Source organism: Salmonella sp. SAL00670, from assembly GCF_046552235.1.
In the GTDB taxonomy this organism is placed as follows: domain Bacteria; phylum Pseudomonadota; class Gammaproteobacteria; order Enterobacterales; family Enterobacteriaceae; genus Salmonella; species Salmonella enterica.
The window spans coordinates 479,529-501,501 of the sequence record NZ_JBGDUO010000001.1; the positions used below are offsets into that span (position 1 = coordinate 479,529).

Annotated in this window: 21 protein-coding genes; 10 read left to right on the forward strand and 11 right to left on the reverse strand. The window is 51.7% G+C overall.

The genetic code is table 11. The annotated features are described in order from the left end of the window. Nucleotides 1-45: 45 nt before the first annotated feature. Entirely contained in the window at nucleotides 46-1,230 is a 1,185-nt protein-coding gene (locus ACLJRS_RS02400) for a CynX/NimT family MFS transporter (RefSeq protein WP_000205338.1), read from the reverse strand. Nucleotides 1,231-1,330: 100 nt separating this feature from the next. Between ACLJRS_RS02400 and ACLJRS_RS02405 the strand changes: the two genes are divergently transcribed. Next, the gene (locus ACLJRS_RS02405) at nucleotides 1,331-2,125 is read left to right on the forward strand and encodes an AraC family transcriptional regulator (protein WP_000579793.1); all 795 of its coding nucleotides are present in this window, start codon (nucleotides 1,331-1,333) and stop codon (nucleotides 2,123-2,125) included. Here the strand turns inward: ACLJRS_RS02405 and ACLJRS_RS02410 are convergent. Then, nucleotides 2,105-2,551 (reverse strand): DUF441 domain-containing protein, encoded by a 447-nt coding sequence (locus ACLJRS_RS02410; protein ID WP_000460698.1) that lies wholly within the window; start codon nucleotides 2,549-2,551, stop codon nucleotides 2,105-2,107. The two genes, ACLJRS_RS02405 and ACLJRS_RS02410, sit on opposite strands and share 21 nt — an antisense overlap. Before the next feature lie 205 nt (nucleotides 2,552-2,756). On the opposite strand from ACLJRS_RS02410, the gene yoaI reads away from it, so the two are divergent. Then, a complete protein-coding gene (yoaI, locus tag ACLJRS_RS02415) occupies nucleotides 2,757-2,864 on the forward strand; it encodes a small membrane protein YoaI (RefSeq protein WP_000272234.1) in 108 nt (35 codons plus the stop codon). Nucleotides 2,865-3,008: 144 nt separating this feature from the next. On the opposite strand, the gene ACLJRS_RS02420 is transcribed toward yoaI, so the two are convergent. Both ACLJRS_RS02420 and dgcJ read right to left on the reverse strand, forming a co-directional pair. Continuing rightward, nucleotides 3,009-3,527: a YbaK/prolyl-tRNA synthetase associated domain-containing protein gene (locus tag ACLJRS_RS02420; RefSeq protein ID WP_161970904.1), complete on the reverse strand. Its 519-nt coding sequence runs from the start codon at nucleotides 3,525-3,527 to the stop codon at nucleotides 3,009-3,011. A gap of 49 nt (nucleotides 3,528-3,576) precedes the next feature. After that, entirely contained in the window at nucleotides 3,577-5,070 is a 1,494-nt protein-coding gene (gene dgcJ, locus ACLJRS_RS02425) for a diguanylate cyclase DgcJ (RefSeq protein WP_001048643.1), read from the reverse strand. 299 nt (nucleotides 5,071-5,369) lie between these two features. Between dgcJ and ACLJRS_RS02430 the strand changes: the two genes are divergently transcribed. Next, nucleotides 5,370-5,588 (forward strand): hypothetical protein, encoded by a 219-nt coding sequence (locus ACLJRS_RS02430; RefSeq protein WP_000976280.1) that lies wholly within the window; start codon nucleotides 5,370-5,372, stop codon nucleotides 5,586-5,588. A 152-nt stretch (nucleotides 5,589-5,740) separates the two neighbouring features. On the opposite strand, the gene ACLJRS_RS02435 is transcribed toward ACLJRS_RS02430, so the two are convergent. Next, nucleotides 5,741-7,027 (reverse strand): YeaH/YhbH family protein, encoded by a 1,287-nt coding sequence (locus ACLJRS_RS02435; protein WP_000219714.1) that lies wholly within the window; start codon nucleotides 7,025-7,027, stop codon nucleotides 5,741-5,743. Between the two features lie 122 nt (nucleotides 7,028-7,149). Continuing rightward, complete coding sequence (yeaG, locus tag ACLJRS_RS02440) at nucleotides 7,150-9,084, reverse strand: protein kinase YeaG (protein ID WP_001518010.1); 1,935 nt, start codon at nucleotides 9,082-9,084, stop codon at nucleotides 7,150-7,152. Nucleotides 9,085-9,509: 425 nt separating this feature from the next. Here yeaG and ACLJRS_RS02445 point away from each other — a divergent pair, with 425 nt between their 5' ends. The 3 genes from ACLJRS_RS02445 to ACLJRS_RS02455 all read left to right on the forward strand — a co-directional run bounded on the left by ACLJRS_RS02445 (nucleotide 9,510) and on the right by ACLJRS_RS02455 (nucleotide 12,696). Beyond that, nucleotides 9,510-10,256, forward strand: coding sequence for a MipA/OmpV family protein (locus tag ACLJRS_RS02445; protein WP_000163762.1), 747 nt, complete (start codon nucleotides 9,510-9,512; stop codon nucleotides 10,254-10,256). Nucleotides 10,257-10,545: 289 nt separating this feature from the next. After that, nucleotides 10,546-11,742: an anaerobic sulfatase maturase gene (locus ACLJRS_RS02450; RefSeq protein ID WP_000029231.1), complete on the forward strand. Its 1,197-nt coding sequence runs from the start codon at nucleotides 10,546-10,548 to the stop codon at nucleotides 11,740-11,742. 96 nt (nucleotides 11,743-11,838) lie between these two features. Next, complete coding sequence (locus tag ACLJRS_RS02455; protein WP_000843751.1) at nucleotides 11,839-12,696, forward strand: aldo/keto reductase; 858 nt, start codon at nucleotides 11,839-11,841, stop codon at nucleotides 12,694-12,696. A gap of 98 nt (nucleotides 12,697-12,794) precedes the next feature. Here the strand turns inward: ACLJRS_RS02455 and ACLJRS_RS02460 are convergent, their stop codons facing one another. Beyond that, on the reverse strand, nucleotides 12,795-13,679 hold the full coding sequence (locus ACLJRS_RS02460; protein ID WP_000608662.1) for a D-hexose-6-phosphate mutarotase: 885 nt from the start codon (nucleotides 13,677-13,679) through the stop codon (nucleotides 12,795-12,797). Nucleotides 13,680-14,013: 334 nt separating this feature from the next. Next, nucleotides 14,014-15,009: a glyceraldehyde-3-phosphate dehydrogenase gene (gene gapA, locus ACLJRS_RS02465; protein WP_000153505.1), complete on the reverse strand. Its 996-nt coding sequence runs from the start codon at nucleotides 15,007-15,009 to the stop codon at nucleotides 14,014-14,016. A gap of 341 nt (nucleotides 15,010-15,350) precedes the next feature. On the opposite strand from gapA, the gene msrB reads away from it, so the two are divergent. Continuing rightward, a complete protein-coding gene (gene msrB / locus ACLJRS_RS02470; protein WP_001519539.1) occupies nucleotides 15,351-15,764 on the forward strand; it encodes a peptide-methionine (R)-S-oxide reductase MsrB in 414 nt (137 codons plus the stop codon). A gap of 41 nt (nucleotides 15,765-15,805) precedes the next feature. Further along, a complete protein-coding gene (locus ACLJRS_RS02475) occupies nucleotides 15,806-16,084 on the forward strand; it encodes a YeaC family protein (RefSeq protein ID WP_001046864.1) in 279 nt (92 codons plus the stop codon). A gap of 351 nt (nucleotides 16,085-16,435) precedes the next feature. Here ACLJRS_RS02475 and pncA read toward each other — a convergent pair whose 3' ends face one another. The 3 genes from pncA to sppA form a co-directional block, all read right to left on the reverse strand. Next, nucleotides 16,436-17,092 carry a bifunctional nicotinamidase/pyrazinamidase gene (gene pncA, locus ACLJRS_RS02480; RefSeq protein ID WP_000184707.1) on the reverse strand — a complete coding sequence of 219 codons (657 nt, stop codon included), beginning with the start codon at nucleotides 17,090-17,092 and terminating at the stop codon, nucleotides 16,436-16,438. 26 nt (nucleotides 17,093-17,118) lie between these two features. Beyond that, complete coding sequence (gene ansA / locus ACLJRS_RS02485; protein WP_001170134.1) at nucleotides 17,119-18,135, reverse strand: asparaginase; 1,017 nt, start codon at nucleotides 18,133-18,135, stop codon at nucleotides 17,119-17,121. A gap of 95 nt (nucleotides 18,136-18,230) precedes the next feature. Continuing rightward, nucleotides 18,231-20,087, reverse strand: a complete 1,857-nt coding sequence (gene sppA / locus ACLJRS_RS02490; protein WP_001259874.1) for a signal peptide peptidase SppA — start codon at nucleotides 20,085-20,087, stop codon at nucleotides 18,231-18,233. 173 nt (nucleotides 20,088-20,260) lie between these two features. Between sppA and ACLJRS_RS02495 the strand changes: the two genes are divergently transcribed. Then, nucleotides 20,261-20,812: an NAD(P)H nitroreductase gene (locus ACLJRS_RS02495; RefSeq protein WP_000339318.1), complete on the forward strand. Its 552-nt coding sequence runs from the start codon at nucleotides 20,261-20,263 to the stop codon at nucleotides 20,810-20,812. A gap of 117 nt (nucleotides 20,813-20,929) precedes the next feature. Continuing rightward, nucleotides 20,930-21,973 (forward strand): selenide, water dikinase SelD, encoded by a 1,044-nt coding sequence (gene selD / locus ACLJRS_RS02500; protein WP_001294900.1) that lies wholly within the window; start codon nucleotides 20,930-20,932, stop codon nucleotides 21,971-21,973.

The following is a 21,973-nucleotide window of genomic DNA, read 5'->3' on the forward strand; positions in this document are numbered from 1 at the left end:
GATAAACGAAGCGTCATCAGGCATTCAAGTGGGTATCAGGTTTATTTATGACGCTATCTCTCGATCGCGTCCGGCGTAGAGGCCGAAAATCGCCATGATGATAGCCAGAACCGTTACGCCCGATAGCGGCAGATACCAGCTACCGCTGGCATCATGAAGTTTTCCCATGACGGGCGGCCCACATGCCGCCAGTAAATACCCGACCGACTGCGCCATGCCGGAAAGCGCCGCCGCCTGATGCGCCGAACTGGCGCGCAGGCCGATAAACGTCAGGCCGAGGATCATCGTCGCGCCTGTACCGAAGCCGAACAGTAGCGTCCAGATGATCGCCTGGCCCGGCACAAACCAAAGCCCCGCCGCGCCCACTGCGCACAAGAGTGAGACCAGCGCGGCAATCCAGCGTTGATCGTTAAAGCGAGGCAAAATAAGCGGAATGGCTAACCCAGGCGCCGCGGTCGCCAGTTGCAGCAGGCCATGTAGCGATCCTGCCTGTGCTTCGCTGTAACCGTGGCTGATGAGTATTGTTGGTAACCAGCCGATAATTACATAATAAATCAGTGAGTTAAGTCCCAAAAACAACGTAACTTGCCAGGCTAAAGGCGAACGCCAGATACCGCGTTCATGTAATGCCCGGGAGCTACTCAGGTTAGCTGAGCGGGTAGGGCGCCACTGCGGCAACCAGATAAGAAACGCCAACAGCGGAAACAGCATTAGCATTAACAGCGCGCCGCGCCAGCCAAAACCGTGCAACGCCAGCGGAACCACCAGCGCAGACCCCAACGCGGCGGCGGCGCCCATCGTCAATGAGTACGCGCCCGTCAGCCTGGCGACATGTTGTGAAAAATCGCGCTTAATCAATCCTGGTAGCAGCACATTACCCAGCGCTATCCCGCACCCAATAATGGCAGTTCCGGCAAACAACAATGCAGCGGAGGGCAGGGAGCGGAGAGCAATACCCGCGCAAATCAGCAGCATTGCGGCAAACAGACTGCGTTCCATCCCAAACCGGCGGGCAATACCGGCCGCCAGCGGCGAAACCAGTGCAAACGCCAGAAGCGGCAAGGTTGTTAGCAGGCCCGTCTGGGCGGTGGAAAGACCGTAATCCGAACGGATTGTCTCCAGCAACGGCGCAGCGCCGGTAAATGTTACGCGCAGCGTAGTGGCTATCATCAAAATACCGGCAATCAGTAAAGCGCCCTGTTTGCCGCGTGGTGAAAGGGCTGTCGTCATCGTTTTCTCATCTCGTCAGGCGAGGCGATACCTTAACAGTTTTTACTGTTTGGATGAATCAAGCTAAAATGACAATTTATCGCTAAAATCGGACAATATAATGATTGGCCTGAGACTGGACGGTTACGATCCCGACCTTCACCACGATGCCGCTGTGGCCTTTTGTATTCGCGCCAGGGATGATGAACTGTTTAGCCCTCGCCATCAGCATCGCAAGGGACAGTTGATCCTCGCTCTGCACGGCGCGATCACCTGTGAGGTGGAAAATGCGATGTGGATGGTTCCGCCCCAGTATGCCGTCTGGCTCCCCGGCTCGCTGCCGCACAGTAATCATGTGACCGCAGGGGCGGAGCTGTGCTTTTTATTTATTGAACCTGCGGCGGTCGTCATGCCGGAGCGTTGCTGCACGCTGAAAATTTCGCCGTTATGCCGGGAGTTGATTTTGTCGCTGGCGCGCAGAACCGATCCCGAAAGAGCGCAAATGCCAACGCAGCGCCTTATTCAGGTGTTGTTTGATGAACTGCCGCAGCAGCCGCAGGAACAATTGCAATTACCGGTATCGGGGCATCCGAAAATCCGCCAAATGGTTGAGACAATGGCGCAGGAGCCCGCGCGATGGAATACATTAGGGCAGTGGGCCAGCGTATTCGCGATGAGCGAGCGTAACCTTGCCCGGCTGGTCGTCAAAGAGACGGGACTAAGCTTTCGTCGCTGGCGTCATCAGTTGCAATTAATTCTGGCGCTACAAGCGCTGATCGCGGGACGTAATGTACAGCAGACGGCGCAAATGCTGGGTTATGATTCCACCACGGCATTCATTACCATGTTTAAAAAAGGCCTGGGGCAGACGCCAGGCCAGTATCTGACGGGCGAGTTACTGCTTCCCCACAATTAAGGAGACCAGCCCCGCCGCAATCAGTGGGCCGACCGGCACGCCGCGAAACAGCGCGACGCCAAGTACCGTACCGACCAGCAGCCCGGCGACGAGCTGCGGTTGGTTTCCCATCAGCGTAATGCCGCGACCGCCCAGCCAGGAGACGAAAACGCCGACGGCAATCGCGACCAGCGATTTCCAGTTCACAAAAGAGTGGATCAATGTGGAGGGCGGTAGGGTTCCGCTGGCGATGGGAGCCATTACGCCGATGGTCAGAATGATAATCCCGACGGTGAGTCCCTGTTTTTCAATCCAGGGAAAAAAGGTATTCAACGGGGTTACGCGGACAATAATCAGCACCAGAATTGAGACGGCGACAGTGGTGTTGTGGCTGATAAATCCCAGAGCTGCCAGTCCGAGCAGGATCAGCAGAGTGACATCAAACATTATGGTTTCCTTGCCAAAAAGTAAGCCTGACTACTTTACGCCCAAACGGGAAAGCGCACAGGCCTTTTTAACGATTGATGCGGATTTCAGGCAACTGCCTGAAAGACAATCTCTACGTGAAAAACGGCGTTATCATTAAATTGTCATCAACGCCGCGTATTGCTAACAGGTGAACCGTCATTGTTGTCTTCCTGAGGATACAATTATGTACGATCCACCGTTTCTTGAAGCGCTGATGATTACGGCGTCGTTTTTCGCCATTTTTATCATTATCGTTGTGTCTATATTGCTCCTTGAAGAGGGAGGGGACTAAGAGCCTATCCCATTAGGGCTATTTTACTTGCCATTTTGGACCTGGGCAGTGCTCAAAATCCTCACGTACTACGTGTACGCTCCGGTTTTTGCGCGCTGTCCGTGTCCAAACTGGCTGCGCCAATAACGCCTGGTGGGATAGGCTCTAAGCCGTTGGCGATGACTGAAAGCGGCGGAAGACTGCCAGTTCTGGTCGGGCGATGCGCAGATAGTCTTGTGTATTCATAATGACTGATTTTTCCAGCAGGCCGGCATTAAAGGCAATTTCATCGAAACGCTCAAACAGGAGCGGATCGGCGACCAGTTTCAGATTAGGGTGAAAACTGAAAGGCGGGATCGCGCCAAAAACGCAGCCGGTCAGCATATCGACTTCCGCCGGGCTGGCAAGGGAAGCGCGTAAGCCGCCCAGATGTGAAGCAAGCTGAGAGAGATCGGCTTGCTGATCGGCCGCCAGAATAGCAAGAACGTGCTGGTTGACGCCGTTGCCTTTGACTTTACAGACCAGCGCTTTTGCGCCCTGGCCCAGCGCAGTACCGCGTATTTCAGATACCGCTTCGCATTTTCCTACCGCTTCATGGTTCACCACACGATAGCACGCGTTCTCCTGGGTTAATAAAGCCACTAAACGTTGGTGTGTAGCGACACCCTTCGCGACTTCAGTCATTTCGGCCATTTCTCACTCCTGGTGCAATATGAACATTTACTGCGAAGCACTATGATGAACGATGTTGTTTTTGTTGTTTGTTCAGATAGAGCTGCGCATCGGAAGCCTGGTAGGCATCATTAATCGTATCATTGGGCTGCATATTATAAATCCCGGCAGAAAAATGGACTGTCTTATCCGGTGCGATAATTTGCAGGTTACGAATAATACGCTCCGGCAGATGGATAGCCAAATCCGCCGCGTAATCAACAAGAATAATACAGAACTCATCGCCGCCGAGGCGAATGGCGTAATCGCTTTTACGAATCGATGTTTTAATCGCTTTCGCCAACAGGGTTATAATTCGGTCGCCTTCCTGGTGCCCCTGGGTATCGTTGATCAGTTTTAACCTATCGCAATCAATAGCGACAAATGTCACCGGCGTCCCGGTATTGACCAGGCGTTGCAGTCGCTGTTCCAGCACCGGTGTTAATATTTTACGGTTGTAAAGCCCGGTCATGGCATCGCTAATATTTTCGCGTGTGACGTTGCGATAAAGCCGAAAGTGCATCCGTACCATATTAAGCAGGAGCGCCGTTGCCAGTAAGTAAAAGGCCAGCGCTTTCCAGGACGAGACAAGGAAATAGGTTAAATCAAGGGACAACGAAACGCGCAGTCCACCCGGGATATCATGGCTATAATTCACATATTGAAACAGATTATTTTTGCTTTGATTAATAATAATTTCTTTTCCGGAGTCCATATCCTTTAGTGTTACGTTAAGATAACGCCAAACCAGCGGACGGTCCTGGGTATAAAAAATATTTTTTAAATTATCCTGGTTAACATCCACCATCACGATACCTTTTAACGTTCCCGCCAGATAGACTGGCGTTAAAAAGCTCATGACGTTTTCCTGGATAATATCATCCATGTAAATACTTGAAATAACCGTACGGCCGGTAAAAAGTTTATCTATATCTTTTCTGTTAATACCCATTGTGCCTTTTTGTAAAAAAGTCCAACGATGCATGGCGAAGCGCCGTGAGTTGATTAAATCATAGAAATAGACATAATGTTTATTTAAATCAACGTAATAACGGAATTTAAGCTCCAGTGTGCCCAGCCCGTGACTGTGGTCGTCCTGCGAACGGTTGATGCTTACCGCCTGATCAAACGCAGGCAGTAAAAGGGCGTCATCAAGATTATCGGTACACTGTGTAGCGGCGGTTTGCAGGGTACCATGTAGCGCCGGATAATTATGCCGGGTCAGGTTGACACCGTGCGTACCGTTAATAGCCTCAAAGGCATCGCAAAACGCGCGGCGTTTTTCTGCAGTGACGGGGGCTCCCGGCGCTTCAAAAGTTCGCATCAAATGTGCGGCGATGCTCTGATTCTGGTACTTATCGTACAAAAACGACGAATCGGCTCTCTCCATGATATAACGCATATAGGCATTCATTGCTCTGTCGCTGGCAATAAGTTCGTAAATCAGGAAGGACGATGTCAAAACGATGACGCTTGCCGAGATAAAGTGCCTGAGCGCTTTATGATGCAAATTCATGATGAACTACAGCCCTGAAAGTCGGATGCGTTAGTTTACCATAGCGATGAGAATTCCTCTAATAGACTGTTTAAAAATAAAACGTGTTGATGTTATGGAATAAAAATCATTCTCGGTTTAATTACGGCAATAATTCGATGTGTTGATATTTTCAATGGTTATTAATGGTAGCGAAAGTAAATTTTCAGGTAACGATGTTACGTTATTTCTTTTAAAAATAGGAAAACCATTATTATTACCGTGAAAGGAGCGTCGAGCGGTAAGGATAATTTAGTTATTCTCTTATTCCTGTAGGGGGAATGATGAAAAAGTTGAAAGAAATGGCTGCTATCTCGCTTTTTACATTATTGGCGGTGGGTTTTTCCGCATCGGCTATGGCAGACGACCAGGCGCCTGAAAGAGTTCCAGCAGCTAAAGTTAAGCCCGTTGGTGAACATGTACACTGGTGTACTCTCTTTGAGCCAGATGGTATGGAGTTGCCGCCGTTGCCAGGCATGGAATGGCCGTGGTGTTTGTAATATTAACGCAAAGGCATAGCGCTACGAATCAATTTGTAACATAGGCCAGAACAGCTTTATTCATGCTATACGCGAATAATGATATCAGTCGCGAAGGGTGAACGTTAAGTTGCTAATAAACCTGCCCGTAATAACAACGGGCAGGTTTAGGGTTATGCACTTTGATTGGCGCTCTGTTTCTGAAACAATTCGCGGAATACCGGATAAATATCCTCCTGATCGCGAATATGCTGCATGGCGAAGTTATCGAACGTCGCCTGCAGATGTTCATACTCGCGCCATAAGGTCTGGTGGGCGCGGCGGGTAATCTCGATATAGCTGTAATAGCGCACTACCGGCAGCAGCTTTTTCGCCAGAATCTCATGACACAGCGGTGAATCGTCGGCCCAGTTATCACCGTCTGACGCTTGCGCCGCATAGATGTTCCACTGCCCCGGGTCGTAGCGCTCTTTAACCACTTCATCCATGAGTTTAAGCGCGCTGGAGACAATCGTCCCCCCGGTCTCTTGCGAATAAAAGAACTCATGTTCGTCCACTTCCTTCGCCTGGGTATGGTGGCGGATATAAACCACTTCTACGTTCTTATATGTTCGGCTCAAAAACAGATAGAGCAGAATGTAAAAACGCTTGGCCATATCTTTGGTTGCCTGGTCCATCGAACCCGAGACGTCCATCAGACAGAACATCACCGCCTGGCTGGAGGGCTCAGGCCGTTTTTCATAATTTTTATAGCGTAAATCAAAGGTGTCGATAAACGGCACTCGCTCGATTTTAGCCCGTAGTTCGGCAATCTCCCGACGTAATCGCTCCTCTTCAAGCAGTTGCGCTGGTTCGCTGTGGCTGATGGTCTCCAGTTCCGTTTCCAGGGCGTGCAGTTCGCGGCGTTTTCCTGCCGTCATTGCTGTACGGCGCGCCAGAGAGTTTTGTAGCGAACGTACCACGCTGATATTGGCCGGTACGCCGTTTGAGGTGAAACCGGCGCGGTGAGTTTTATACTCGTTAAGCTGGCGATGCTGGTTTTTCTTCAGATTAGGCAGCGCTAAATCTTCAAAGAGCAGATCCAGATACTCATCTTTTGAAATCTGAAAAACAAACTCATCCTGGCCTTCGCCGTCCTGGCTGGCCTGACCTTGACCGCTACCGGAACCGCCGCCGCCACCGCCTTGCGGACGCTCAATGCGATCATTCTGGATAAAGTGATCGTTACCCGGATGGACGCGATGGCGCAGACCGCCGCGCCCCTGATGAAACATCGGTTCGCTAATATCATCGGTTGGAATAGAGACGGACTCTCCGCTGTCGACATCGGTCACAGAGCGTTTATTAATCGCTTCGGAAATCGACTGCTTAATTTGTGCTTTATAACGACGCAAAAAGCGCTGGCGATTCACCGTGCTTTTATTTTTGCCGTTAAGACGTCGGTCTATGAACCAGGTCATATGCCCCCCGTACTGCCAACTGAGCGCCTGTTCTGTCAGTGCCGGATAGCGCTAACGCTTAGCCAGTCTACAGAACATTACTTTGTAGGCCCGGTAAGCGCAAGCGCCACCGGGCATTAACATCACGACGATTTACGCACGCGCAGGTACCACTCGCACAGCAAACGAACCTGCTTACGGGTATACCCTTTCTCCATCATCCGATCGACAAAGTCGTCATGCTTTTTCTGCTCGTCAGTCGACGTTTTGGCGTTAAAAGAAATGACCGGCAACAGCTCTTCAGTATTGGAGAACATTTTTTTCTCAATCACCGTGCGCAGCTTCTCGTAACTGGTCCAGTTTGGATTACGGCCGCTATTGTTGGCTCTGGCGCGCAGGACAAAGTTTACTATCTCATTACGGAAATCTTTCGGGTTACTGATACCCGCTGGTTTTTCAATTTTTTCCAGTTCGGCGTTCAGCGACTCGCGATCGAACAGTTGACCGGTATCCGGGTCGCGATACTCCTGATCCTGAATCCAGAAATCCGCATAAGTCACGTAACGATCAAAAATGTTCTGCCCGTACTCAGAATAAGATTCGAGATAGGCCGTCTGGATCTCCTTGCCGATAAATTCGGCGTATTTCGGGATCAGGTAGCCTTTCAGGAATTCCAGATAACGCTCAGCTTGCTCCTGCGGGAACTGTTCACGCTCGATTTGTTGTTCCAGAACGTAGAACAGATGTACCGGGTTTGCCGCCACTTCCGCATGGTCGAAGTTGAATACGCGGGAGAGGATCTTAAAGGCGAATCGGGTGGAGAGACCGTTCATCCCTTCGTCCACGCCCGCATAGTCGCGATACTCCTGGTACGATTTGGCTTTAGGGTCGGTATCTTTCAGGCTTTCGCCGTCATAAACGCGCATTTTCGAGTAAATACTGGAATTTTCCGGCTCTTTCAGGCGGGAAAGAATCGAGAAGCGCGAAAGCGTTTCCAACGTGCCCGGCGCGCAGGGCGCATGAGCCAGCTCGCTATGATTAAGCAGTTTCTCGTAGATTTTGATCTCTTCGGAGATTCGCAGGCAATAAGGCACCTTCACAATATAGACACGATCGAGGAACGCTTCGTTATTTTTATTGTTACGGAAAGTCACCCATTCAGATTCGTTTGAGTGGGCAAGTATGATGCCATTAAAGGGCAGGGCGGAAATACCTTCCGTACCATTGTAGTTACCTTCCTGAGTTGCGGTCAGCAAGGGGTGCAGCACCTTAATAGGCGCTTTAAACATCTCGACGAACTCCATGATCCCCTGGTTAGCGCGGCACAGCGCGCCAGAGTAACCATATGCATCCGGATCGTTCTGGGCGTGATGTTCGAGTTTACGAATATCCACCTTGCCGACCAGCGCCGAAATATCCTGGTTGTTTTCATCGCCGGGTTCCGTTTTGGCGATGGCAATCTGCTCCAGAATGGAGGGCCAGACTTTCACCACGCGGAATTTAGTAATATCGCCGCCAAACTCATGCAGGCGTTTGGCCGCCCACGGGGACATAATCGTACCGAGATAGCGGCGCGGAATACCGTACTCTTTTTCCAGAATCTGCGCGTCTTCCTGCGGATTAAACAGGCATAACGGATGATCGTTGACCGGACTACGCTCGCCGTTGGCGCTTAAAACATAAATTGGCACGCGCTGCATTAGCGATTTCAGCCGTTCAGCGAGCGATGATTTGCCACCCCCCACAGGTCCCAGCAAATAGAGAATTTGCTTCTTCTCTTCCAGCCCTTGCGCCGCATGTTTTAGATAAGAGACAATCTGTTCAATCGCGTCTTCCATGCCGTAAAACTCTTCAAACGCAGGATAGCGAGCAATAACCCGGTTGGAGAAGAGTCGGGAAAGTCGGGGTTCCTGGGCAGTGTCGACCATATTAGGCTCGCCGATAGCCATTAATAGCCGCTCTGCCGCGTTGGCATAAGCACTGCGATCTTGCCGACAAATGGTAAGAAAATCCTGCAGTGTGAACTCTTCGTCCTTGGCAGCTTCGTAACGCTGGCGATAGTGATCGAATATATTCATGATATGCCATCCTTTCGTTTTTTCGCACATGTTAAGAGCCGTTCATATGAATAGTAGAGGCTCCCGGAAGAGGTAGACTGAACGCCGTCTCTGCTAAGGAAAAAAAGCAACTCTCATGCCATTTTATTGGTCAGAAGATCAACGTGTCCGGTGATACACCTTCTTAACATTAAGCGTAGATGGCATTTGCAAAACTTGCCTGTACGCGTCAGTGGATTTCGATGACATATCAATAACTCATCAGGTAGAAAAGGCTGGTGGATATCAGAAAAAGCGTTCCCGGTCACATAACGATCATCAGCCGATCATCTGAAAATAATCGGTGGTGGTGATATTAAACGGTTACATTGTGTAAAATAGTTGGGCTTACAGGTATTGGCGGTTACACTTTTGCCGCAGAACATTTGAATAAGGAATTATGGATTGTGACCAAACTTAAACTTCTGGCTCTTGGCGTGTTTATTGCAACATCCGCCAGCGTCGCGCACGCTGAAAGCAACCTGACGTTGGGCGCAGGCGTTGGTGTGGTTGAACACCCTTATAAAGATTACGATAGCGATGTTTATCCGATACCGGTCATCGCTTATGAAAGCGAAAACTTCTGGTTCCGTGGTCTGGGCGGCGGGTATTACTTGTGGAATGACAATGCCGATAAGTTGTCAATCATGGCATACTGGTCCCCGATGTACTTCAAACCGGGCGACAGCGATGACCATCAGTTGCGTCGTCTGGACAGGCGTAAAAGTACTATGATGGCGGGCGTTTCTTACGCGCATCACACCCAATATGGATTCCTGCGTACCTCACTGGCAGGGGATACGTTGGATAACAGTAACGGTATTGTCTGGGATCTGGCCTGGCTGTATCGGTATACCAATGGCGGGCTAACCTTAACGCCTGGTATCGGGGTTGAATGGAATAGCGAGAACCAGAACGATTACTATTACGGCGTATCACGTAAAGAATCTTCGCGTAGCGGCCTGCGCGGCTATAACCCGAACGATAGCTGGAACCCGTATCTTGAACTTAGCGCTAACTATAATTTCGCCGGTAACTGGAGCGTATATGGTACTGCGCGCTACACCCGCCTGTCGGATGAAATTACCGACAGCCCGATGGTGGATAAATCCTGGACCGGTATCCTTTCTACTGGCGTGACCTATAGATTCTGATTGATTGAATTTGCCGGAAAAACCATGACAAAGCCTGCGTTATGCAGGCTTTGTGCTAACTGAAACGCGAACATGGCGGCTTGCATAAATGCGCTGTTGACCGGGGATGGCGCAGCCTTACGTGATTTATACTTTGTTACATCAATTTAAAAAACTAGCCTTTTATATGAAAAATCCAGGTGATTACAACTGCGCTAACAATTAGCGTAATAATTGTTGCAATGCTGGCTGATATCGCCCTGTCACGTCCCGCTTATGCTATACCCATTCTTCACAGCGAGTAAGACGAATGAGCATAGTATTCAATACCGTAGCCAAGCCCAGCGGCAGTCTGTGTAACTTATCCTGCAAGTACTGTTTCTATCTTGATAAACCCCGGGGGCAGCGCGTCATGTCTGACGATGCGCTGGAGACGTATATCCGCCGGGTAATTGATGATACGCCATCCTCAGAGGTCTCGTTTTGCTGGCAGGGGGGAGAGCCGACGCTATGCGGTCTTTCTTTTTACCAAAAAGTGGTGCGCTTGCAGCAACGCTATGCCAACGGCAAAACTATCTACAACAGTCTGCAAACCAATGGCGTATTAATCAATGAAGAGTGGGCGGCTTTCTTTGCGCAGCACCAGTTCCTGATTGGTATATCGATTGATGGGCCGCAAGTCGTTCATGATAATTACCGGAAAACGCCGTCAGGGCGGGCGTCTTTTTCCCGAGTCGTTAATGCTATCCGCCTTCTGCAGGCAAATGATGTCGAGTTCAACACGCTCACTGTCGTGAATGATGCGTCATGCCGTCATGGCAACGCTATTTATCATTTTTTGACGCAGGAACTGGAAAGTAAACACCTGCAATTTATTCCCATTGTTGAGCCGCTCGCACAAAAAGCGCAGCGTTCTTTGACGTTATCTGACAATGAGGATTCGCCTTCGCTGATGCCCTTTTCCGTCACGCCTGAAGGGTGGGGGGCCTTTATGTGCGATGTTTTTGATCAATGGATACGTCACGATGTCGGACGCATATTCGTACAGCTTTTTGATAACTTACTTGGCGTCTGGATGGGGGAGCCCGCCACGCTTTGTACGATGCAGTCGACCTGCGGGCAAAGTTTGCTGGTGGAGCAGAATGGCGACGTGTTTAGCTGCGACCATTTTGTTTTTCCCGCCTATAAACTGGGCAATCTGCAGCAACACTCTTTAGAAGAAATGGCGGCCTCTCCTTTTCAGCAGCAGTTTGGCGCGGCTAAAGCAAACCTTTCCTCACGCTGCCAGAACTGTACGTGGCGCTTTGCCTGTCACGGCGGTTGTCCGAAACATCGAATTTGTATGGACGGCGGCGAACGGCAAAATTATCTCTGTAAAGGATATCTGGAGTTCTTTCAACATGTGACGCCCTATATGAATGTGATGCGTCAATTATTACTGAATCAGCGACCCGCCGCGCATATTACCCGCATCGTCGACATGATTGCGGATGACGTTCGTCAGTGACAAGAAAATCGCCCCCTTGCGCGGTATGATGCCGGACATTACCGTAGGGTCTAAGAGTCCTGTATTGTTTTACCGTCGAGTGACATTGAAAAGGAAATGAAATCAGTGAAAAACGTAACGTTTTGCGGGCAGGTGACGCTTCCTGCCATCGGACAGGGAACATGGTATATGGGCGAGCGCGCGGATCAACGTCAGCGCGAGGTTTCGGCGTTGCGCGCGGGGCTGGATTTGGGGTTACGCCTTATTGATACAGCGGAAATGTATGCCGACGGCGGGGCGGAAAAGGTCGTGGGCGAGGCGTTAGCAGGGCGACGCGATGAGGCATTTCTGGTGTCAAAAGTGTACCCGTGGAACGCTGGCGGCCAGAAGATAGTTGCCGCCTGTGAAGAAAGCCTGCGTCGCCTGAAAACAGATTATCTCGATCTCTATCTATTGCACTGGGCCGGAAGCTTTTCATTCGAAGAGACCGTTGAAGGTATGGAGCGGCTAATCGCGCAGGGGAAAATTCGCCGTTGGGGAGTCTCTAATCTTGATTATGACGATATGCAGGCGCTGTGGCGCATCCCTGGGGGACAGCAATGCGCGACAAATCAGGTGCTCTATCATCTGGCGTCACGTGGTATTGAGTATGATTTATTGCCGTGGTGTCAACAACAGCGAATGCCAGTGATGGCCTATAGCCCGCTGGCGCAGGCTGGCCGGTTACGTAGCGGTTTACTGAATCATCCGGTGGTGAATGAAATTGCGCAAGCGCATAACGCTACGGCGGCGCAAATCTTACTGACGTGGGTGATTGCGCATCCGGGCGTGATGGCGATCCCGAAAGCCGGAAGTACAGAACACGTGAAGCAAAATGCGGCGGCGCTTGAGATCGCCTTGTCAGCAAACGAACTTGCCTTACTGGACAACGCCTGGCCTGCGCCAAAAGGGAAAACCGCGTTGGATATGGTGTGACGCCGGATAAAATGTGTAAGCGCCGCCATCCGGCAGGTCATGCCTGATGGCGGCTGACGCCTTTCAGATCCTATAGTAACGCCGTTATCCATTCACTTTTAGCGTTTAGCGACGCAGATAGTCTGCGCCAGACGAGAGGGTTTTTCTTCTGTGGCTTGTTGCGGCGCAGTAGCGTAAACCGTTTCAACGCAGACAAACGTTTTATAGCCGTCATCCGGCATGTCGCCCATGCTGACGGACAACGCCGGGCCAGGGTTCCAGCCTACGACGTTAAGGTGATGGTGGTGGACCACATCAATCGTGCGGTTTAATGTCGCATCGTGGATCACGCTACATGCTTCAGGATTGAGGTAAACGCGATCGGTACGGTCCGGAAAGGTTTGTATACCGTCGGTCAGGACACCTTCTTTAGCGTCGTTAACTTTATCAATAAACCGATCGCCGAGTCCGCTGACCTTAACGTTGGCGATGTCGCCAACGTTAAAATAGCTGTGGAGCGCGGATGTGGTTGCAAATTCGCCATGCGCTTCCAGTTCAATTTCACAGGTTTTACCCACTTTAAAACGAGCCAGCAGCGTGAAATCGTGCGGCCAGTATTTCCGGGTGGCCTCACTGCTTTGCAGCTCAAATGTCAGCATTACGCCATTATCATCTTCATTATGCGCTTTTAGCGCCCACGGAAGATTACGCGCAAAGCCGTGTGACGGCAGACCCTGTTGAGCCGCAGGTCCAAACCAGGGCCAGCAGATCGGTACGCCGCCGCGTAGCGCCACGCCGGTTTTGAAAGGCGTATTATTACTGAGCCACAATACCTCTTCCTCGCCAACGGGTTTCCAGGAGAGAAGGTGCGCGCCCTGTAATGCAAAAGAGGCTTTCACCTGCGGATGGTCAACGACGATCAGATCCAGGTCATCAAGCTGACGACGGGAAAGGACAGGGGTAAGCTGTTCGATAACCGGGAGGGCAAAAATTTTATTAATCATTACGCAATCCTCTTAACCCTAAATAATTCGAGTTGCATGACAAGGCGCTTGTGCCTTGACCAGTGCTTGCGCTGGCCCGTAGAGGCGAGGCCGCAGGCCGAGTAACGCGGCAAGTGAACGACAAATTCATCGGGAACGAATTTGAACAACCGTAGGTCATCTCCGGCCAGGGACATGGACATCCCTGATTCATCCCGATAAGTTCGACTTCCGTCAGTGATTCGGGTGAGAAAGCATAGCCAACACACCTGCAACTTGAAGTATGACGGGTATATCTTTAAGCAAAAAAAAGAGCGACCTGAGTCGCTCTTACCAATGACTGTGTCATCTCAACTTATTTGGAGATGTGAGCAATCAGGTCCAGTACTTTGTTGGAGTAACCGGTTTCGTTATCGTACCAGGAGACCAGTTTCACGAAGTTGTCGTTCAGCGCGATGCCTGCTTTAGCATCGAACACGGAAGTGCATACTTCGCCGTTGAAATCGGTAGATACAACGTCGTCTTCGGTGTAACCCAGAACGCCTTTCATTTCGCCTTCGGCAGCAGCTTTAACAGCAGCTTTGATCTGCTCGTAGGTAGCCGCTTTTTCCAGACGAACGGTCAGGTCAACAACGGATACGTTCGGAGTCGGAACGCGGAACGCCATACCAGTCAGTTTGCCATTCAGTTCCGGCAGTACTTTACCTACCGCTTTAGCAGCGCCAGTAGAGGACGGGATGATGTTCTGAGATGCGCCGCGGCCGCCGCGCCAGTCTTTGTGAGACGGGCCGTCAACGGTTTTCTGGGTTGCGGTAGTCGCGTGAACAGTAGTCATCAGACCTTCGATGATGCCGAAGTTGTCGTTGATAACTTTAGCCAGCGGCGCCAGGCAGTTGGTGGTGCAGGAAGCGTTGGAAACGATGTCCTGGCCTTCGTATTTGTCAAAGTTAGCGCCTTTAACAAACATTGGGGTGTTGTCTTTAGACGGACCCGTCAGAACCACTTTTTTCGCGCCAGCGGTGATGTGTTTACGCGCGGTTTCGTCAGTCAGGAAGATACCGGTAGCTTCAGCCACTACGTCAACACCAACTTCGTCCCATTTCAGGTTAGCCGGATCGCGTTCAGCGGTAACACGGATTTTTTTACCGTTAACGATCAGATGACCGTCTTTCACTTCAACAGTACCGTCGAAACGGCCGTGAGTGGAGTCATATTTCAGCATGTATGCCATGTACTCTGCGTCTAACAGGTCGTTGATTGCAACGATCTCGATGTCAGAACGTTTCTGAGCAGCACGGAAAACAATGCGACCGATACGGCCAAAACCGTTGATACCTACTTTGATAGTCATATATTCCACCAGCTATTTGTTAGTGAATAAAAGGTTGCCTGTAAAATTACAAAAACCTTACGCAGCGTCAAGCGGAATCGTGTCAATCATTGCGACAAATCAATCCTCTGCACAACCTTTGCGCGGCTGATTCGCCTCACTCTTCCTTTCGGCTTGAAACCACATGGGGGCGCCGCCCCGAATTTTAAAGGGCAACCGAGATAATAATGTGACATCAGTCACGATTCGTGAGCCGCCATTTCGCAATGATCAAGTTTAGAACAAAAGTTGGTACTGAGGTGTTAATGTTTTGTTAGAATCGGTCAGGCAATGTGAGCACGTTTAAAGTGAGATGTGAGCAAATGGCTAACCAACCTTCAGCAGAAGAACTCAAGAAAAAATTGTCCGAAATGCAATTCTACGTGACGCAGGATCGTGGCACAGAACCGCCATTTACCGGACGCCTGCTACATAATAAACGCGATGGGGTTTATCACTGCCTGGTCTGTGATACGCCGCTTTTTCACTCCCACACCAAATACGATTCAGGCTGCGGCTGGCCTAGCTTTTACCAGCCTGTCAGCGAAGAGGCGATTCGTTACATAGACGATTTTTCTCATGGAATGCAGCGTGTCGAAATTCGTTGCGGTAACTGCGATGCGCATCTCGGACACGTTTTCCCGGACGGGCCGCAGCCAACCGGTGAGCGCTATTGCGTTAACTCGGCCTCGCTGGCCTTTTCTGACGAGAAAAACGGCGATCAACTGAAAGGCTGAAAAAACGATTCAGCAAATTATTCCACAGGAGCGGACACATCATGAATCTTGATGAGATCATTAACAGCATGACGCCGGAAGTGTATCAACGTTTATCCACCGCCGTTGAGCTGGGTAAGTGGCCGGATGGCGTGGCGTTGACGCCGGAACAGAAAGAAAACAGCCTGCAACTGGTGATGCTATGGCAGGCGCGGCACAATACCGAAGCGCAACATATGACGATCGATACTCACGGTCAGATGGTGATGAAAAGCAAGCAGCAGCTCAAAGCGGATTTCGGTATTACGTCAAAGCCGATTGCGACATTGAAAATGCAGTAACGGGGAGCCGGATAAGAGGTAGTCGCCATCCGGTGGTTTAATTGCCAATGCGTTGTGCTTACCGGGCCTGCTCATTGCTGCCAGACACAGGCCCGCCATATTTTTACGAATAACGCTTAATGTCCAGCGAGTCCGCCAACTGTGTCGCTAACTGATTATTGTCATCGGTGCCTTATTCCCAGAACATTGCGACAGCCAGCCCGCGCTTTTTAATCTGTTTTGTTAGAAGCGCTCTCCAGCCTGCGTTGAGCTTTGCCTGGTAGCGGCGCTGACGTGACGTATCCGGCCCAAAGATCTATGCAATGGTCTCACCGTTGCGTGATGTATTGACCGGATACGATACCTGCTCCGCTACCTGGCGACAGCCTGGCCCTGCGTCTCTTCCCAGTCTGCCAGCGTATACAGCGTCGCGCCTGCCGCCGCCATCTCCATAAACGCGTGTGCGCTATCCTGCGGGTGAATATTCACGCCGCGACAGCCATCGGTGATAACGTTAACGGCATAGCCCAACTCTAGCGCATCCAGCACCGTAAATTTTACGCAGTAATCGGTCGCCAACCCCATCACGATAAGCTCGGTAACGTCATGCTCGCGAAGCCAGGTATCAAGGGTAGTTTTCTGCCGATGTTCGTTGTCAAAAAACGCGCTGTAGCTATCAATCAGCGGGTTTTCACCCTTATAGATACAGGCGTCAATCGCATGTTGGTTAAGCAGGGGATGTAACGCCGCGCCGTCGGTATGTTGAACGCAGTGATCCGGCCAGAGCGTTTGCGGCAGCCCGTCCAGCTTTCCCTGACTATAGGGTTCCGCCTGATGCTGGCTGGCGAAGCTGCCATGCTGCGCGGGATGCCAGTCCTGGCTGGCCAGCACCGGAATCTGCCGGGGCTGGCACCAGTCAATAAGAGCGTTGGCGATGTCGATGGTACTGTCGCCTTCCGCTACAGCCAGCGCGCCGCCGGCGCAAAAGTCATTTTGCAAGTCGACCAGTAATAAGGCCCGGTTTGTCATTATCTTCTCCTTGTCGTCGGGATTTTTTAATCATCCGGCGTCAATTCACCACGCAAGTTTTGCGCCATCGCGCTACGAATCGCCTGAGTGTCCAGACCCTGGCTTAACAAATAATGCAGTTTGGTTAAGGTAGCTTCGACGGTCATATCGGCACCGCCAATCACGCCAGCGTGCGCCAGCGCATTACCGGTAGCGTACCCGCCCATATTGACTCTCCCTGACATGCATTGCGTCAGGTTAACCACCACGATGCCGCGCGAACTGGCCTCTTTCAGCTCCTGTAAAAACGCTTTATTTTGCGGCGCGTTGCCTACGCCATAAGAGCGCAGAATCAGCGCTTTTACCGGCTGACGCAGAAAGTTACGTACTACCTCGGCGGAAATCCCCGGATAAATCGTCACTACGCCTATCGGCTGCGGCGTAATAGGGTGAACGATTAATTCACCAGAACCGTAGGGCGCGGGAGGCGTATTTAAACGGCGAATGTGAATTCCTGCTTCCAGCAAGGGCGGCAGATTAGGAGAGGCAAAAGCGTCAAAACCATCCGCATGGGCTTTGGTCGTGCGATTGCCGCGGAACAGACGATTATTAAAAAACAGCGTTACTTCATTAATAGGGTAGTTGGCGGCGACATAAAGCGCATTCAGCAAATTAATTTGCCCGTCGGAGCGCAGCTCAGCCAGCGGAATTTGTGACCCTGTCACAATAACCGGTTTACCCAGATTTTCCAGCATGAAAGAGAGCGCCGATGCGGTAAACGCCATCGTGTCGGTGCCGTGCAGAATAACAAAACCGTCATACTCATCGTAGTGCGCTTTGATATCTGCAGCGATATGCTGCCAGTCTTCCGGCGTCATATCTGATGAATCCATCAGCGGGGCATATTCATGGATGGTAAAATCCGGCATCTCCGGGCGGTGGAATTCCGGCATCAGCGCCAGCTGGCGCTGAAGGTGCCCGGACACCGGGATATACCCTTTATCTGAGCGCTGCATACCGATAGTACCGCCGGTATAGGCAACGTAAATTGATTTCTTTTGCATGATAATGTTCAGTCGTGTCGCGAAGGACGTATTAATGATTATCGGATGGCGGCTATGAGCAGACGCCGCCATCCGGTATGGCTATTGATGAAGCATTAGCGAACGTTCGCGCAAGTCAAACAGAACGCATAACGGTTTTGGGGATCGTTAAATGCCGCCAGTTTATCCCCCTCGGCCTTCACCGTGTTGGCGGCGGAAACGAGCGGCGCCGGGAGCATAGCCTGAATGGCCTCCGGCAGCATGGCGCGTACTGATCCGGTCATACTGTCCATGACCATATCAAGGACCGTCGGTTCGTCCTGATAGTAATCAAGATGCCACTGTTTCAGTTTCGCCAGCTCCGCCGCTTTGGCGACGGCGTCGTCAAAGTCGCCGAGACTGTCCACCAGACCATTGGCTTTCGCGTCTTCTCCGGTCCAGACATGGCCTTGTGCGATTTTATCAATTTGCTCCGGCGTACGCTTACGCGCGTCTGCCACCAGCGTGATAAAGCGTTTGTAGCCGTACTCAATACTGAGTTGCATCATCTGCTGCACTTCCGGTGACAGTGCTTTGGTCATCGAAATATCCGCCAGCGGCGAGGTGGAAACGCCGTCGCTGTGTACGCCAATCGACGACAGGCTGTTTTCTACCGTATTGATGACGCCGAAGATGCCAATTGAACCCGTCAGCGTGCTGGGGCTGGCCACGATATAGTTTGCCGGCGTAGAGATCCAGTAACCGCCGGAGGCCGCCATGCCGCCCATTGAGACCACCACCGGTTTGCCAGCCGCTCTTGCTGCCGCCAGTTCGGCGCGGATAACTTCGGAGGCGTTGACGCTCCCGCCTGGGCTATTGACGCGCAGCACAATCGCTTTCACTTTAGGATCAAGGCGTGCGTCGCGGATCTGCGATGCCGTAGTGTCGCCGCCGACATTCCCTGGCGTTTCTTCGCCATCCATAATCGCGCCATTGGCGAAAATAACCGCAATAGTACCGCCGGTATCCGCAGGCGTTTTCAGCGAATAATCGTAATAGCTGATCGCGCGATAGTTATTTTCGGTTTTGCTCCAGCCAAACTGCTTCGTCAGCGCTTTTTCAACATCTGCGCTGGAGGCGAGGGCGTCCACCAGTTTATGGTCGAGCGCATATTTGGCGGTGTCGCCGCCCACGCTGGTTAACCCGTCGATAATAGCCTGCGCGCCGGGGAACAGTTGTTGCGGCGAAATCTGGCGATTGGCAGAAACGGTATGCAGGTAGTTCTGCCACAGTTCGCCTATCCAGCGGCTGTCGGCCTCGCGGGCGGCGGGCGACATATCGTCGCGGATAAACGGCTCGACGGCGGATTTATAGGTGCCGACCCGGAAAACGTGGGTAGAGACTTTCAGTTTATCCAGCAGCGTTTTGTAGTACAGGCCATTCGTAGCGAAGCCGTGAAGATCTACCTGACCCTGTGGGGAAAGCCAAATTTTATTGGCGAAACTGGCGAGGTAATACTGACCCTGGCTGTAGTTTTCACCCACGGCGAAAACCGGTTTGCCGCTATCGCGGAATTCGCGCAGCGCTTTACCGATATAGCGCATTGACGGCTGATCGGCACCGGTGAAGTTTTTCAGATCCAGAACGATACCCGTGATGTTACGGTCATCTTTCGCCTGACGAATAGCGTTGACGATGTCAAACAGGGAGTTTTCCTGCAGACGGTCGGAGCTGGCGCCAAATAACTGGCGACCCAGCGCGCCCAGACGATGATTGGTGGAGGGTTTATCCACAATGACGCCGGAAATATCCAGCAGCAGAGCGCCGCGCGCCGTTTGTTCACTGTTGCTGCCGTTACCGATCTGCATCCAGATCCCAACGCCCACCAGGACCAGAAAAATAAAGAACAGGTTGAGTACCATTTCACGGACGAAGTTCAACACTCGCCACGTCCATTTAAAAAATCCGGCAATAAATCGCCACAGGGTTCGCATGTATTCTCCCTATCTGAGTAACAACGCTTATACCTTGGTGAGGATAAAGCATTAAGATGTGGCTATCGTAATGACCCATCAGGCAGTTGTCAGCAGGAATCACTGCCTGCGCTGTAACAAAATCCGCTCCCGTGTTAATTTTGTGAATAAATATCATTGCTGGAGTTAATCAAATGGATGCACTAGAACTGCTGGTCAACCGTCGTAGCGCCTCTCGTCTCGCAGAACCGGCGCCTGTCGGAGAGCAATTACAGAACATTCTGCGGGCGGGAATGCGTGTTCCCGATCATAAATCTCTACAGCCGTGGCGTTTTTTTGTGATTGAAGGAGAGGGGCGCGACCGCTTCAGCGCCGTGCTTGAACGAGGCGCTGTCGCTGCCGGAGGCGATGAGAAAGCGATCGAAAAAGCGCGTAATTCGCCGTTTCGCGCGCCGCTGATCATTACCGTGGTGGCGAAATGCGAAGAAAACCATAAGGTTCCCGTGTGGGAACAGGAGATGTCTGCCGGATGCGCGGTGATGGCGATGCAAATGGCGGCGATTGCGCAAGGGTTTAATGGTATCTGGCGTAGCGGCGCATTAACGGAGAGCGCTATCGTGCGGGAAGCCTTTGAGTGCCGCCCGCAGGATAAAATTGTTGGTTTTCTCTATCTCGGCACGCCGCAGCTCAAAGCGTCAACGACGATCAGTACCCCCGACCCCACGCCGTTTGTGCGTTATTTCTGACGCTGAGGGATAAAACTGTCTGGATTCTGAGCAAAGGCGCGGTAATTCAGACAGTGATACTTACCACATCAGGGAATGAGCGCTACCATAGCGCGAATGCAATGACAGGAGATGTCCATGAGCGAGCAAGCCATTCGTTTAACGCAATACAGCCACGGCGCTGGTTGCGGTTGTAAAATTTCCCCTAAAGTGCTGGAGACTATCCTGCATAGCGAGCAGGCGAAGTTCGTCGACCCGAACCTGCTGGTGGGTAATGAAACCCGCGATGATGCGGCGGTTTACGATCTGGGTAATGGCACCAGTATTATCAGCACCACCGACTTCTTTATGCCGATAGTCGACAACCCGTTTGATTTTGGCCGCATTGCGGCAACAAACGCCATCAGCGATATTTTTGCGATGGGCGGCAAACCGATTATGGCGATCGCGATCCTTGGCTGGCCGATTAATACCCTGTCGCCCGATATTGCGCGTGAAGTGACCGAGGGGGGGCGTTTTGCCTGCCGTCAGGCCGGTATCGCGCTGGCGGGCGGACACTCTATTGACGCCCCGGAGCCGATCTTTGGTCTCGCGGTCACAGGCGTAGTGCCGACCGAACGGGTGAAGAAAAACAGTACCGCGCAGGCGGGATGCAAACTCTTTCTGACCAAACCGTTGGGGATTGGCGTGTTGACCACCGCCGAGAAAAAATCGCTGCTTAAACCTGAACATCAGGGGCTGGCGACGGAAGTCATGTGTCGGATGAACGTTGCTGGCGCGGCGTTTGCCAATATCGACGGCGTAAAAGCCATGACTGACGTTACCGGTTTTGGCCTGCTGGGGCACCTGAGCGAGATGTGCCAGGGCGCAGGCGTGCAGGCGCTGCTTTGCTATCAGGACATCCCTAAACTGCCGGGCGTGGAAGAGTATATTGCTCTGGGCGCCGTACCGGGCGGCACAGAGCGTAACTTCGCCAGCTATGGTCATCTGATGGGCGACATGTCGCGTGAAGTTCGTAGCCTGCTGTGCGATCCGCAAACGTCAGGCGGTCTGCTGTTGGCGGTAACGCCGGACGCCGAAGACGATGTTAAAGCCACCGCGGCGGAATTTGGTATCGATCTGACCGCGATTGGCGAACTGGTCGAGGCCCGCGGCGGTCGCGCTATGGTTGAGATTCGTTAA

Bases quoted from the DNA above. Each gene is read 5' to 3' on its own strand.
- ACLJRS_RS02410 (WP_000460698.1), bottom strand. From the start codon at position 2,551: ATGTTTGATGTCACTCTGCTGATCCTGCTCGGACTGGCAGCTCTGGGA.
- ACLJRS_RS02450 (WP_000029231.1), top strand. From the start codon at position 10,546: ATGAGCATAGTATTCAATACCGTAGCCAAGCCCAGCGGCAGTCTGTGT.
- yoaI (WP_000272234.1), top strand. From the start codon at position 2,757: ATGTACGATCCACCGTTTCTTGAAGCGCTGATGATTACGGCGTCGTTT.
- ACLJRS_RS02405 (WP_000579793.1), top strand. From the start codon at position 1,331: ATGATTGGCCTGAGACTGGACGGTTACGATCCCGACCTTCACCACGAT.
- ACLJRS_RS02495 (WP_000339318.1), top strand. From the start codon at position 20,261: ATGGATGCACTAGAACTGCTGGTCAACCGTCGTAGCGCCTCTCGTCTC.
- ansA (WP_001170134.1), bottom strand. From the start codon at position 18,135: ATGCAAAAGAAATCAATTTACGTTGCCTATACCGGCGGTACTATCGGT.
- ACLJRS_RS02455 (WP_000843751.1), top strand. From the start codon at position 11,839: ATGAAATCAGTGAAAAACGTAACGTTTTGCGGGCAGGTGACGCTTCCT.
- sppA (WP_001259874.1), bottom strand. From the start codon at position 20,087: ATGCGAACCCTGTGGCGATTTATTGCCGGATTTTTTAAATGGACGTGG.
- ACLJRS_RS02435 (WP_000219714.1), bottom strand. From the start codon at position 7,027: ATGACCTGGTTCATAGACCGACGTCTTAACGGCAAAAATAAAAGCACG.
- ACLJRS_RS02475 (WP_001046864.1), top strand. From the start codon at position 15,806: ATGAATCTTGATGAGATCATTAACAGCATGACGCCGGAAGTGTATCAA.
- ACLJRS_RS02420 (WP_161970904.1), bottom strand. From the start codon at position 3,527: ATGACTGAAGTCGCGAAGGGTGTCGCTACACACCAACGTTTAGTGGCT.
- ACLJRS_RS02430 (WP_000976280.1), top strand. From the start codon at position 5,370: ATGATGAAAAAGTTGAAAGAAATGGCTGCTATCTCGCTTTTTACATTA.
- gapA (WP_000153505.1), bottom strand. From the start codon at position 15,009: ATGACTATCAAAGTAGGTATCAACGGTTTTGGCCGTATCGGTCGCATT.
- ACLJRS_RS02400 (WP_000205338.1), bottom strand. From the start codon at position 1,230: ATGACGACAGCCCTTTCACCACGCGGCAAACAGGGCGCTTTACTGATT.
- msrB (WP_001519539.1), top strand. From the start codon at position 15,351: ATGGCTAACCAACCTTCAGCAGAAGAACTCAAGAAAAAATTGTCCGAA.
- dgcJ (WP_001048643.1), bottom strand. From the start codon at position 5,070: ATGAATTTGCATCATAAAGCGCTCAGGCACTTTATCTCGGCAAGCGTC.
- selD (WP_001294900.1), top strand. From the start codon at position 20,930: ATGAGCGAGCAAGCCATTCGTTTAACGCAATACAGCCACGGCGCTGGT.
- pncA (WP_000184707.1), bottom strand. From the start codon at position 17,092: ATGACAAACCGGGCCTTATTACTGGTCGACTTGCAAAATGACTTTTGC.
- yeaG (WP_001518010.1), bottom strand. From the start codon at position 9,084: ATGAATATATTCGATCACTATCGCCAGCGTTACGAAGCTGCCAAGGAC.
- ACLJRS_RS02460 (WP_000608662.1), bottom strand. From the start codon at position 13,679: ATGATTAATAAAATTTTTGCCCTCCCGGTTATCGAACAGCTTACCCCT.